Source organism: Kluyvera sp. (assembly GCF_047971185.1).
Lineage (GTDB): Bacteria > Pseudomonadota > Gammaproteobacteria > Enterobacterales > Enterobacteriaceae > Kluyvera.
On record NZ_JBKDZH010000033.1, the window covers coordinates 119,411 to 132,673 of the forward strand.

A 13,263-nucleotide genomic window follows, 5' to 3' on the forward strand; every position below is an offset into this window, starting at 1 on the left:
GACGATGAATCAAGCATTTATCTGCGACGCGGCACGCACACCGTTCGGTCGTTTTGGTGGTACTCTGGCTGACGTTCGCGCCGACGACCTGGCGGCACTGCCGCTGAAGGCGCTGCTGGAGCGCAATCGCGGGCTGGACCCGGCGCGTATTGACGATGTGATTTACGGCTGTGCCAACCAGGCCGGTGAAGATAACCGCAACGTCGCGCGGATGGCGCTGCTGTTGGCCGGGCTGCCGGAAACGGTGCCGGGCAGCACGGTTAACCGCCTTTGCGGCTCCAGCCTCGACGCCATCGGCGTGGCGGCGCGGGCCATTAAAAGCGGTGAAACCCAGCTGATGATTGCGGGCGGCGTTGAGAGCATGTCGCGCGCGCCGTTCGTGATGGGCAAGGCGGAAAGCGCGTTCAGCCGCGCAATGAAGATGGAAGACACCACCATCGGCTGGCGCTTTATTAACGCGCAAATGAAAGCGCTGTACGGCGTGGATTCGATGCCGGAGACGGCGGAAAACGTGGCGACGGATTTCGCCATTTCCCGCGCCGATCAGGATGCCTTCGCGCTGCGTAGCCAGCTGCGTACCGCCCAGGCGCAGGCCAGCGGCGCGTTTAACGATGAGCTGATCCCGGTGTGGATCCCGCAACGCAAAGGCGAACCTTTGTGCTTTAGCCAGGATGAACACCCGCGCAGCACCTCGCTTGAGGCGCTGGCGAAGCTAAAAGGGGTGGTGCGCCCGGATGCCACCGTGACCGCCGGGAATGCGTCCGGCGTCAACGATGGCGCCTGCGCGCTGCTGTTGGCTAACGAACAGGCGATGGTGCAGAATGACCTACAGCCGCTGGCTCGCGTCGTCGGCGTGGCAACCGCAGGCGTAGCGCCGCGGATTATGGGCTTCGGCCCGGCCCCGGCGGTACGAAAAGTCCTGGCGCAGACGGGTTTAACGCTGGCGCAGATGGACGTCATCGAGTTGAATGAAGCTTTCGCCGCGCAGGCGCTGGCGGTGCTGCGCGATTTAGGTCTGCCGGACGACGCCGCTCACGTTAACCCGCACGGCGGGGCGATCGCGCTGGGCCATCCGCTGGGGGCTTCCGGTGGGCGACTGGCGATGACCGCCGCCTACCAGCTGCGCCGTACCGGCGGGCGGTATGCGCTGTGCACGATGTGTATCGGCGTCGGCCAGGGGATCGCGCTGATTATTGAACGCGTATAAGGAGCTGGAATGAGTTTGTTGACCCCGCTATTGCGTACCCAGGCGCTGACGGATTTTTTCAGCGACGAGCAAACGGTGCAGGGGATGCTGGACTTTGAGGCGGCGCTGGCCGCCGCCCAGGCGCAGTGTGGGGTGATCCCCGATTCTGCGGTAGCGCCGATCGCCGCTGCCTGTCACGCCCAGTCGCTGGATTTCCCGGCGCTGGCGAACGCGGCGGCCAACGCCGGGAATCTGGCCATTCCGCTGGTTAAACAGCTGACCCAGCGCGTGAAAACACAGGATGCGGACGCCGCGCGCTATGTCCACTGGGGGGCAACCAGCCAGGACGCGATCGATACCGGGCTGGTGTTACAGCTGCGCAAGGCGCTGGACGAGACGCAAACCCGGCTTCGCCGCCTCACGCAGGTGCTGGCCGAGCAAACGGCGCGTTATCAACAGACGTTGATGCCGGGCCGGACCTGGATGCAGCATGCGCTCCCCATTACTTTTGGCCTGAAGCTGGCCGGCACCCTCGACGCGCTGTTGCGCTGGCAGGAACGGCTGGACCAGCTGCGCCCGCGCGTGCTGGCTCTTCAGTTTGGCGGTGCGGCTGGCACGCTGGCCTCGCTGAAAAATTACGGCCCCGACGTGGCGCAGCGGCTGGCCGAAACCCTCAACCTTTCACTGCCCGATACCCCCTGGCACAGCCAGCGTGACCGCATTATTGAGGTTGCCAGCTGGTTTGCCGGTCTTAGCGGCACGCTGGGGAAATTCGCCAACGATTTTTCGCTGCTGATGCAGACCGAAGTGGCTGAAGTCAGCGAACCGATTGCCGAAGGCCGGGGCGGTTCCTCCGCCATGCCGCATAAGCGTAACCCGGTGAGCTGCGCGGCCATTCTGGCCGCCGTACAGCGTATTCCGGGGCTGATGGCGACGCTGTACGGCGCGCAGATTCAGCAGCATGAACGCGCGCTGGGAGGCTGGCAGACGGAATGGGAAACGCTGCCGGAGCTGGTGATGCTGGCCGGCGGCGTGCTGGAGAACAGTGAATATCTGCTGCGCGGTATGCAGGTTAATGCGACAAAAATGCGCGCCGATCTGGATATCACGCACGGGCTGATTATGGCCGAGTCGGTGACTCAGGCCCTGGCGGCTTTTATTGGCAAAGCCGATGCGCACCATCAGGTAGAGAAAATCTGTCATCGGGCAATTGCGCTGGGTTGCCCGCTACAACCGTTGCTGGAAAAGGACCCGCTGGTAAGCCAGCACCTTTCTTCCGCGCAACTTACGCAGCTGCTGGATCCCGCGACCGCACTCGGCAGCGCCGACCACTTTGTGCGCCAGGTTCTGGCGCGCTATCAGGAGCAGGGAAATGAACATCCATTATCGCCTTGAAGGACCAGAAACGGCACCGGTGCTGGTGCTCTCCAACTCGCTTGGCACGACTCACGCCATGTGGGACGCGCAGATACCTGCGCTGACTGAACGCTTCCGCGTGCTGCGCTACGACACGCATGGCCACGGGCAAACGCAAAAACGCGGAAAGGTGACGTTGTCACAATTGGGTGAGGACGTGATTACGCTCCTCGACCATCTGAACATTCAACGCGCCTTTTTCTGCGGCATTTCGATGGGCGGGCTGACCGGCCTGTGGCTCGCGCGCTTTGCGCCAGAACGCGTTACCGCCGTTGCGGTGGCCAACACCGCCGCGCGGATCGGCGAGCAGGCCAACTGGCTGTCGCGGGCGCGCACCGTGCGGGCAGAGGGGATGGGCGTGGTGGCCGCCGGGGCGGCGGACCGCTGGTTTACCCCGGATTTCCGCCAGCATCAGCCGGCAGAGGTTGAACAGCTGTGTCATCAGCTGGCCACCTCGGACGCTGAAGGTTATGCCGAATGCTGTGAAGCGCTGGCGGCGGCCGACCTGCGCGGTGAAGTGGCGGCGATTAGCGTACCGATGTTGATCATCGCCGGTGAGTACGACCCGGTGACCACGGTCGCCGACGCGGATTATTTACATCAGCAGATCGACGGATCTTTGCAGGTGGATTTACCGGCCTCGCATTTGTCGAACGTTGAAGCCAGCGACGAGTTTACCGCGGCGCTGCTCGCATTTTTCCTGGAGGCGTAATGGAAGATAAACAACGTTATCAGGAAGGTATGGCGGTGCGCCGCAAGGTGCTTGGCGATACCCACGTGGATCGAACGCTGCAAAAATTAACGCCGCTGAACGAAGAGTTTCAGGATTTCATTACCCGCTACGCCTGGGGGGAAACCTGGACCCGTCCAGGGCTGGACCACCACACCCGCAGCATGATCACCATCGCCATGCTGATTGCGCTTAACCGCGAGGCCGAGCTGAAAATGCATCTGCGCGCGGCGTTTAACAACGGCGTGACGCGCGATGAGCTGAAGGAGCTGATTATGCATTCGGCGCTGTATTGTGGTCTGCCGGCGGCAAACGCCACGATGCATCTGGCACAGCAGGTTTTTGATGAGCTGGACGCTGAACAGGCGCGATAACTTCAACCCGGGCAGGACGTTTCCATGGGGTTGAATTGATGCGCGCTTTTCTGATGTGAGAAAGCGTGATCGCGCGAGATTAAAATAAAATAGCGTTCCATTATTATCGGTTCTCAGTTTCTATTTAACGTTGTTAATGGAGAACCGATGTCAAAAATACCTTATCTGGGCATGACGACGCTGCTCTGTATGCCGCTGGTGCTACAGGGCTGCGCCACCGCCGAGTCAACAGGCACGGCGACAAGACCACTGCTGACGGCGCAGGAAGCTGCGCCGTATACCACCGAAAACTATTTTGCTCAGGGCGGGCTGCTCAGCCAGCCGCTGGGGGCATGGCAGCCGCCCTCTATTGCCTTAACTGACGTTGATACCCCGTGGCGCGTGGCGCCAAGCGGTGCGCCGTACACCCGCGTTCAGCAGGCGATTGACGCGGCGCTGGCCCAGCACACGGGCCACGAACGGCTGTACATCCGTATTGAACCGGGCGTCTATACCGGCACGGTGTACATTCCCGACGATGCGCCGCCGATAACCATTTTTGGCGCGGGGAAAGCGCCTGAAGAGGTACGTATTGAGCTGGCGCTGGACTCACAGTTCAGCCCGGCGAAATACCGTCAGACGGTGAATGCCGACCACTATCCGCCGACTTCACCAGCGTATTATCAGTACGCGCTGTGCGCCGGGAAAACCACGGCGCTGATTGGCACCAACTGTGCGGCGGTATTCTGGTCGCAGAGTAACGATCTCCAGCTGGTCAATTTAACCATTGCTAACAGTCTGCTCGATACGGTGGACGGCGGCACCCATCAGGGCGTGGCGCTGCGCACCGACGGCGACCGCGTCCAGCTGCAAAACGTCCGCCTGCTGGGCCGCCAGGATACGCTGTATCTCAACGTCAGCAACCGCCGCAACGATGCGCTGACCGATCGCATTAATCGCGTTTACGTGCAGGATAGCTATATCGAAGGCGACGTTGACTATGTCTTCGGCCGCGCCAACGCGGTGTTTGACGGCGTCCATTTCCATACCGTCTCCAGCCGCAAATCGCCGGAAGCCTACGTGCTAGCCCCCAATACGCTGCCGGACAACCCTTATGGGTTCCTGGTGATCAACAGCCGGTTTACCACCGACGATGGCTATAAAGGCACCTTTAAAGCCAAACTGGGTCGGGCGTGGGATCAGGGTGCTGGCAAAACCGGTTATCTACCGGGCAAGACCGCCAACGGCCAGGTGCTGATTGTGAACAGCACCGTCGACAGCGGCTACGATAGCCTGTCGCCGTGGGGCGCGGCGGCCACCACCACCCGGCCATTTAAGGGCAACGCGAGCGCGTCGCGGCAGTTGAATGATGTGAATACCAACCGCCTGTGGGAGTGGCAAACGCGCTGGGAGCGGTGATAAGCAGCGTAAGCCGGAAGGTTCTCCGGCTTACCGGCGGGCTAAAACGGCAGTTCTCTCGGCTGCGTCTGCATCGTTATCCAGCGTAGCTCGGTGAACTCATGAATACCCGCGCGTCCGCCGAAGCGGCCATATCCCGAATCTTTGGTGCCGCCGAAGGGCATCTGTGCTTCGTCGTGCACCGTGGGGCCGTTGATGTGGCAGATCCCGGTTTGCAGATTTTGCGCCACGTTCCACGCGCGGGCGGTATCCCGGCTGTACACCGCCGACGACAGACCGTAGGCGCTGTCATTGGCGATGCGCACCGCGTCCTGCTCGTCGCGGGCGCGAATGACCGCTTTGACCGGCCCAAATGACTCTTCATTCCAGATACGCATCGCGGGCGTCACGCCGTCGAGCAGCGTCGCTGTCATCCGCGTGGAGTCGGCCTTGCCGCCGGTCAGCAGCGCCGCGCCTTTCGCCAGCGCATCGTCAATCAGCGCATTGCAGCGCTCGACGGTTTTCATCTCTACCACCGAGCCGAGGAGTCCGTCAGGCAGGGCTTTCACGCGCTTCACCAGTGCGGCAATAAACGGTTCGGCAATGGTCTCCTGCACGATAATGCGTTCAGTCGACATACAGATCTGCCCGGCGTTGGCGAACGCGCCAAAAGTGGCTCCTGCGGCTGCCTGGGGAATATCGGCGTCGTCCAGCACCAGCAGCGGCGCTTTCCCGCCCAACTCCAGCACCACCGGCTTCAGGTATTTCGCGCAGGTCTGGGCGATAATGCGTCCCACCGGCGTGGAACCGGTAAAGTTGATGCGTCTGACGCCCGGATGGGCGATCAGCGTTTCAACAAACGCTGGCGCATCCTGCGGCGCGCAGGTCAGATAGTTGACGACGCCCGCCGGGAACCCGGCCGCGGCCAGTGACTCAATAATCAGCCCCTGAGTGGCTGGCGACAGTTCGGATCCTTTCAGGATCACCGTATTGCCGCAGGCGAGCGGGGTGGCAATGGCGCGAACCGCCAGAATGATCGGCGCGTTCCACGGCGCCATCCCCAGCACCACGCCTGCGCCCTGACGCGTCGCCATCGCCAGATTGCCCGGAATATTGGAAGGAATCACCTGGCCTTCAATCTGGGTGGTTAACGCCGCTGCTTCACGCAGAATCTCTGCGCCAAGGTGCACGTTAAACCCCGCCCAGTGCGGCGTGGCGCCGGTTTCGGCATTCATGGCGGCGATAAACGGCTCGCTGCGCTGTTCAAGCTGTTCGGCGGCTGCAAGCAGCAGACGGCGTCGCTCACCGGGTGGCGTATCGCGCCAGCCGGGAAACGCCGCGGCGGCGGCATCGGCGGCGTGCGTGGCGTCGGCGAGGGTGGCTGCGGGCGCCGTGCTGGCGGCAGTCTGATGCTGTGGATGGTGGCGCGTAAAGGTCGCATTTCCTTGCGCGGCGCACGCTTCGCCGTTAATAAACAGGGGACAGGTGATCGTCATGGAAACCTCTTACCGACTCGGGTAACGCTCTGAGTGTAGAGAGGCGCAAGTGCGCTGGATATGCATGATGCAGATTTCGCACGCTTTTTTTCAGCTTTTGAAAGCGGTTCACATCCTTGTGCCGCCGAGGGTTACGCCAGCCGCGCGCGCAGCTCGCGCTGTGTGCTTTCGCTAAGCTGGAGAAGATTGACCGTCTCGCCCGGTTCGGTGCTGCGGGCATACAGCGCGACCAGCCAGTCGTACACATAGCGGGTCGCGGCGTGTACCGGCTGTTCACCCAGCTGGGTCAGGCGAGTGCCGGAAGCTGCCGCGTCGAGGGCGAATATCGCGCAGCCTTTCGCAATGCGGCTGGCCGGACGCTGGCTGGCGGGCAGCTCAGCATAGCCCAGCCAGTGAATAAAGTTACCGACGATCGCCCGCAGCTGCGCGGCACCGGCCTGATGCTCCGCGCAGGCGTGGCGTAGCTGCTGCGCCAGCCTTTGTCGCTGGCTGGCGGCGAGCAGTGCCAGCGTCAGCCGCTGCTGGGTGTCCGCCGTTAGTAGCGGGTGCGGCTGGCGGCTCCACTGGCGCAGATGTTTACACCACATGGCGTAAACCTGCGAACCCCGGTCCTGATACGACGGCGTCGTCGGGCTGACGGTTTCTGGCGCGGCGAACAGATCCACCGCCTCGTTGAACAGCCCGCTGGCTTTTTCTTCTCGCTGCTGCTGCACCTGACACAAAGCATCGAACGCGGGCAGCGCGGGCAGCAGACTCTCCAGTAACTCACCGTGGCGTGAAGCATGAGTTTGCATTTCGCGAATCATCGCTTCAGCCTGCGTCGCGTCGGGCGTGGTGTCATCCAGCAGCGGCTGGCACAGATTAACCAGCTGCTGCTGATGGCCGTTTGCCATCGCGGTAAAGCGGCGCTGGCGTAGCGCGGGCTGGGTCGCCTGCGATAGCCATTCGATCAGCCGCTGCAGGCTGCTGTGGTCCAGCGCCTGTAACGTGCCCCAGCGCTGGCCCGGTTTGCCAACCAGCTGTTGGATAGCCTCATCAAAATGACGCTTGTGCACGAAGCGATCGTCCTCTGGCGTAATCGCCCATATCAGCCCCGGCAGCTTGTCCTCCTGGCTGGGTTGGGTTTCGTTAACCCAGCGCAGCAGCGCTTTGGCGGTGGCGGGAATGGCGGCACGCTGGGCGGTGGCGTTACAGGCCAGCAGGATGTCCGGCTGACGATGCTGGCGATAGTATTCCAGCAGCCAGCGGCATTTGCTGGCCCACAGCGGGGCGTCATCGGTTAACGGCGGCACGGGAATATCAACGATGTCCACGTTGTCGAGCACGCCTTGCTCCACGTTCAGCACCAGTTCGACGGCCAGCAGCGCCAGCGTCGCTACCGGCACGCTGACCGCGTTCTGATAGCCGTCGGCGGTGAGCGGGTGAACCAGCACCGCGTCATCGCTCTCGCCACCCGGCGTCAGGAAGGCATCCATCGGCAGGGTAAAGGCATCTACCAGCAGGCTGAGCGGTGCCATGACTTCCCGGCGGTTACCCAACTGATGCAGAGTATGCGCCAGCGTCAGCCAGCGCTGGGTTAATTCCTGCTGTTCGCCCCACAGCAACGACCACGCGCGAGCGCGAGCGGTCAGATCCAGTGACGGCAGCAGGTGGGCAAACTGGTACCATAACTCATCATCGATCGTCTGGTAGGCCGTGGGCAGGGTATCGCGCCAGAAACGGGCGATAGCGGCCACTTCTGCTGCCGTGATTCCCGGCACCGGCTGCGGTTGTCGCAGGCTCTGCCAGCCGCGCAGACGAGAGGCTATCAGGCGGCTATCCGGTGGGCGAATAGTGCTTTTCTGCCCGGCATGGGCGATAAACAGCTGGACCAGCTCGGCTTCGTCGATCAGCGCCAGCCGCAGCGGGAAGGCATCATCCGGCGTCGGCTGTTCGCGGCTGAAACGCACCGCCATCTGGGTGAGGGCGTGGCCGGGGTTGATATGGCTGAAGTAGTCCAGCGTTTTGCTGCCGGTCTGCACCGTCAGACGACCGTCGCCGTTGCCGCACAGGGTGCGCAGCAGGTGAGCTTTAGAGGCCTGAGAGTGGCCGAACAGCGCAATACTGGCGCGCTGGGCGCAGGTATCCTGCTGCGCATGTTGCTGGGCTTCCAGCGCCAGCAGGCGTATCAGCAGCGCATCGGCATCGTCATCCAGCGCGGGATGGGTTTGTCGGGCGGCAGCGAGCCAGTCGATTACTGCGGCTAAAGTGGTCATTTCAGAAATACGCTCCCGCTGTCGATCCAGTAGTGGCTGCCGCTGTGGCGGCGGTCGGCCAGGGTATTGAGCTTCAGGGTCAGGGCATCCGGCGAGACCGGCGTGCCGTCCTGTAGCCAGGCGTCGCTGAGCATAAAGGACTGCGGCGCTTCGTGGCGGCTGCCGCCTTCGAGCTTCAGGCGAACCTGCAGTACGCCGTCGCCGGCAATGGCTTTCGCCAGCTCCGGCGAGTTGATGCTCAGCGTATACAGCGGCGTGGCGGGCCAGCGGGTATTCGCCAGCTGGCGGAAACCGAGGGTGACGTTACCGCGCAGCGGGAAGTGCAGGCGGGCGTCCAGCTTCGCGCCGGGCTTGTCGAGATCGAGGTCGTGATACCAGATATTCTCGTCACGCAGGGTGTTGACGGTTTTATCCAGCACGCCCAGATAGCGCACGGTGGAGTAGGCACCGATATCGGCGGCCTTAAAGTTAAAGTGCGGCAGACGCAGGTCCAGCGCCAGGCTGCACAGCATCGCCCCGACGGCGGCGGTGGATTTGGGGTTGCCGATGCGCCCCTGCTGGCTGAACGGATACCATTCATGCACGTGATATTTATCGAGCCAGACCATACGGTTCACCGGCACCGGCTGAAGGTGGCGGATCAGCGCCTGAACGCCCGGCAGGCAGCCGGGACGCCCGGTAATCAGCAGCACGTCGCAGGCATAGTGCGAGATCGCTTCACACAGCGCGTGCAGCGGCCCGGCGAGGGTAAATTCTCCGGCCAGCATCGCTTCCCGTAAGCGGCTGAAATTCACTTCCAGCGGTACGTCCAGTAGGTCGAACGGCGCGCTGCCGGCAGGCAACGCATGCTCCACGGCCTGGCCGACATAGTTCATCACGTTGCGGGTCGGCGCCTGGCTCAGCAGCTCACCGAAGGTAGCGTGCAGCCCGGCCAGCGGATCCTGCACATCGCTTTGCTCCCAGGCCGCCAGAATGGCGTGCCCGATGGGCATAAACAGCTGAAGCGTGGTTTGCTGCCGCAATACCGCCAGCGTATCCAGCCTGCCGGAGTCGCCGAACAGCGTCGCCATCAGCGCCTGGGCGTCGGCAACGCCGGCTTTTTGCAGCTGGGTTTGCAGCGCGGGCAGGACGCAGCGCTGGATAATATCCAGCAGCACGTCGTCACCGGCAATTTTAAATCCTTCACGGAACAGCAGCTGCGGGGTGATTTTGACGTTGCCGCCCATGCCATCGTCAAGCTGATACTGGGCGATAGCCATGTCGGTGGTGCCGCCGCCGAGATCCAGCGAGGCGACACGCAGCGCGCGGCCCGCCGTCATGCCCGGCTCCGGCGGGCGATCCGGTCGCGCCATCGCCGCGAACAGCGCCTCGGTTTGCCCGGAGAAATGGGAGATCGCTTCGTTGTACAGCCACACCAGCTGGCCGCAGCTGGCTTCGTCCCACTCCATATGAATTTTGGGGATGGGAACGATGCATTTTTCCTGCACCCGGACGCTGGCAAAATCGTCATCCTGCGGATGCCAGCCCATGGCTTTCCACACCAGCGCGATGGCTTCGAACATCCGGCGGCGGAAGATTTCGCGTTCCTGCTTCGGCATGGCTGACGGCAGGGTGAGTATCAGCGTCCGCAGCTGGCGCGGCGACGCGGGGAAGCCGAGGCGCAGGCGCGTGGCGACGCTGTTAATCTGCCCGATCGCCTGTGACAGCAGCTCGCACAGCATATGGGTCATCAGGGTGCTGCGGCTGTACTGCGGCGAGAAAACCGGCATCCGCTCATCCGGCGGAAGGGTAAACAGCGGCTGGCCTTCGTCGTTCATCAGGTTCATCAGCGGGAAGGCGGTCGCCAGCGGTTCGCGCTGGGTTTTGCCATTCATCTGGCTAAAGCGCCAGTCCTGAACGGCTGGGGTTTCATCCCACAGATAGCGGCGTGGGCTGGAAATCCCGCTGTAGCCCTCGGTGCCGGAACGCTGCATTGCCAGCTTACGGGCTTCATCGCCAACGCGGACCAGCGATGGCCAGATAAAGGCATCTTCGCGGCCGCTTTCAACCGAGAAGTGCTGTTTCCCAAAGCGGGACTCCGAGAACTCGACGCGGCTGGTGAACAGCGGCTCGTTGAGGTACTGCGGTTCGCTGAGCGAACGCACCTGAAGCTCGGCGGTCTGGCGTAAGCCGTCGTTCGCGTCGCCGTGATCTTCAACGATCACGCCGCAGGTGTGGGTGTTGCCGACGTCGAGGATCAAATCCACCGGAATTGCCGGGGTGCTGAGGGTGGCGGTGACGATTTTAATTTCCGGCACCGTCAGCTGTTCACCCAGCAGCGCCAGGATGTTCAGCCAGTGGCCCTGGTACTCAAAGCTGCGCAGCGCCTGCGCGACATCGCGTTCGCTGCGCGCTTCATGGGCGGCGACGCTCTGCTGGAACACTTCGCGCAGCCAGCCGTCAATCCACGTCTGGTCGAGGAAATCGCCGATCTCATCGTCGCGCCACGCTAGCGCAAAGCGGGTGCCGTTGAGCAGATCGCCCGCAACCGGTGATAGGAGGTTGGTATCATCGCCGCCAATCTGGCTATCGAACGCCAGGGTGATGCGGTGAGTATTGCCCGCGCTGTCCGGTTCGGCCAGGCGACGGATCTGCACTCGCGCCCAGTTATCTGGCCCTTCAACGAAGGTGCGCGGCGGGTTAAAGCGCAGGAACGGCAGCGGTAGCCAGATGCCGTCTAACAGGGTGAGGGAGTGCTGTAAGGCCAGCGTCGATTCCGGCTTCACCACTTCAGGCGCGTGGCCGGTCTCGCCGGGCAGGGTGTAGCGCTGATTGACGACGTCATAATCCAGCCGCAGCAGCGGGCCGTTGGCGGTTTTACGCACGAAGCGGCCGTTTTGCAGCGACTCCTGCGGGCTGAGGCCAAAATCGAGGAACTGGACGCCGCTGTTGGCAATCAGCGTCACGCTCTGTTTGTAATCGCAAAGAGTAACCAGCATGACTAGGCTCCCGTCTTCTTAAAGGTCAGCGGCACCACCGTTCTGGCGTCAAAGCGTGCGGTGCAGACGGCAACGTTGCTGTCGCCCGGTTTACAGCTGATTTCCGGCAGCGGATAACGCGCGCCGTCGCTGCACTGGGCATGACCGCGACTTTTGATCATCAGTTCGCCGTTTTGATGCAGGCCGGAGAAGACCGTCGCTTTGCAGACGATATTGCCCTCGCGCACCAGCCGTACGGAGCCTTTATTGTTCTGGATCTGATAGCGCAGGATCGGCGCTTTGCCGGAGTGAGCGTCGCTGATATCCATGATTGCGCGCCAGCTGCCGTTGAGAAAACGCGTGGTCCCTGCACGCATCTGGCCCGCATCCATCACCAGCGCATCTTTTGGGATGGCGGCAATCACCACCGGTTTTTGTTCTTCTTTGACTACCGCTGGCTCCGCTTTGATGCTGGCCTGATGCAGCGGCAGAGCGGCAATCAGGCTCGGCATTGCCGGAGCGGGCGACTGCGCTGGTACTTCGGTGGTCTGTACCTGCGGTTCGGACTCGGCCTGAGTTGAGGGAATCATCACTGGAACGGCGACCGCCACGGCGGCGAGGGCGGCGACAATCGGCAGCCCCCACAGCCAGCGCGGGCGATGATTTTTGCTCGCCGCTGGCTGGGGTGCGGGTTCAGCAGGGGCAGGCGGTGTATCAGGTTCTTCTGCTGGCAGCGTCGCGGCGTTGAGCAGGGGTTCCTGCGCTGAGATGAGCGGCGCATCGGCCTCGCTAAAGGCGATGGCGACCGGCTCGGGCTCTTCAACCTCCGGGAGAACGGTTATCGGTAGCGCCTCCGGCTGCGGTTGCTCAACGTAGCGCAGGCAGTCAAAAACGTCTTCCCGCGCGCTTTCATTGAGGCTTACGAAGCCCCAGAAGCTGATAACCGGTTTGCCGTTGACCAGAAACAGATGGTTTTCCCCGGGAAACTGCAGCGCTTTTTCCAGCAGCGCGCCAAACAGCTGCTGCGCGGTTTTCTCCGATTGCAGGCATTTTTTGCTGAGCGTGCGCGCGCTGTCCTGCAAACCTTCTAAGTAGTGCAGCGCACGCGTGCGCAGGCGTTCATCCGCCGCTTTCCAGCTGATGGCGGCGCCATCAATCGGCGAATACCAGTCTACCCGGTCACCTTCATCATTGAGCTGCGGTATCGCCAGGCAGTCGACCAGCGCGCTCTGCTTACGTAAGCGCAGGGTTTCGCGCACCTGAAGCGCAGAATGAAATACGGTTTGCCCGCCGCCGCCTACGGCCTGAAAGTCATCAAGACTTCCGCTGCGTAAAAGAGTTTTTGCCACGTTCCTGTCCCATAGACTTCTTCACGGCATTACTTTACGCAAAGCAGAATGCAACAAACGGTGAAAGAGAGGGGTAAATAGGGTAATTCTCGTGGCATTGAATGTTTTTACTTAAGCTAAATC

The 13,263-nt window shown here is 62.3% G+C and carries 9 protein-coding genes; 5 read left to right on the forward strand and 4 right to left on the reverse strand.

Annotated features, from left to right (window positions below; all coding sequences use genetic code 11):
* Positions 1 to 4 precede the first annotated feature (4 nt).
* The 5 genes from pcaF (at position 5) to ACK5JN_RS08945 (ending at position 5,104) form a co-directional block, all read left to right on the forward strand.
* Positions 5 to 1,207 carry a 3-oxoadipyl-CoA thiolase gene (gene pcaF / locus ACK5JN_RS08925; RefSeq protein WP_416869836.1) on the forward strand — a complete coding sequence of 401 codons (1,203 nt, stop codon included), beginning with the start codon at positions 5 to 7 and terminating at the stop codon, positions 1,205 to 1,207.
* A 9-nt stretch (positions 1,208 to 1,216) separates the two neighbouring features.
* Entirely contained in the window at positions 1,217 to 2,581 is a 1,365-nt protein-coding gene (locus tag ACK5JN_RS08930) for a 3-carboxy-cis,cis-muconate cycloisomerase (protein ID WP_416869837.1), read from the forward strand.
* On the forward strand, positions 2,559 to 3,314 hold the full coding sequence (pcaD, locus tag ACK5JN_RS08935) for a 3-oxoadipate enol-lactonase (protein WP_416869838.1): 756 nt from the start codon (positions 2,559 to 2,561) through the stop codon (positions 3,312 to 3,314). The genes ACK5JN_RS08930 and pcaD overlap by 23 nt, the downstream gene beginning before the upstream one ends.
* Complete coding sequence (pcaC, locus tag ACK5JN_RS08940; RefSeq protein ID WP_416869839.1) at positions 3,314 to 3,706, forward strand: 4-carboxymuconolactone decarboxylase; 393 nt, start codon at positions 3,314 to 3,316, stop codon at positions 3,704 to 3,706. Before pcaD ends, pcaC begins: the two co-directional genes overlap by 1 nt.
* A gap of 147 nt (positions 3,707 to 3,853) precedes the next feature.
* Positions 3,854 to 5,104, forward strand: a complete 1,251-nt coding sequence (locus tag ACK5JN_RS08945) for a putative acyl-CoA thioester hydrolase (protein WP_416869840.1) — start codon at positions 3,854 to 3,856, stop codon at positions 5,102 to 5,104.
* 41 nt (positions 5,105 to 5,145) lie between these two features.
* Here ACK5JN_RS08945 and ACK5JN_RS08950 read toward each other — a convergent pair whose 3' ends face one another.
* The 4 genes from ACK5JN_RS08950 to ACK5JN_RS08965 all read right to left on the reverse strand — a co-directional run bounded on the left by ACK5JN_RS08950 (position 5,146) and on the right by ACK5JN_RS08965 (position 13,140).
* On the reverse strand, positions 5,146 to 6,579 hold the full coding sequence (locus tag ACK5JN_RS08950) for an aldehyde dehydrogenase (RefSeq protein WP_416869841.1): 1,434 nt from the start codon (positions 6,577 to 6,579) through the stop codon (positions 5,146 to 5,148).
* A 131-nt stretch (positions 6,580 to 6,710) separates the two neighbouring features.
* The gene (locus ACK5JN_RS08955; RefSeq protein WP_416869842.1) at positions 6,711 to 8,834 is read right to left on the reverse strand and encodes a virulence factor SrfC family protein; all 2,124 of its coding nucleotides are present in this window, start codon (positions 8,832 to 8,834) and stop codon (positions 6,711 to 6,713) included.
* Positions 8,831 to 11,812, reverse strand: a complete 2,982-nt coding sequence (locus ACK5JN_RS08960) for a virulence factor SrfB (protein WP_416869843.1) — start codon at positions 11,810 to 11,812, stop codon at positions 8,831 to 8,833. Before ACK5JN_RS08960 ends, ACK5JN_RS08955 begins: the two co-directional genes overlap by 4 nt.
* Before the next feature lie 2 nt (positions 11,813 to 11,814).
* Positions 11,815 to 13,140, reverse strand: a complete 1,326-nt coding sequence (locus ACK5JN_RS08965) for an SrfA family protein (protein WP_416869844.1) — start codon at positions 13,138 to 13,140, stop codon at positions 11,815 to 11,817.
* Positions 13,141 to 13,263: the final 123 nt, after the last annotated feature.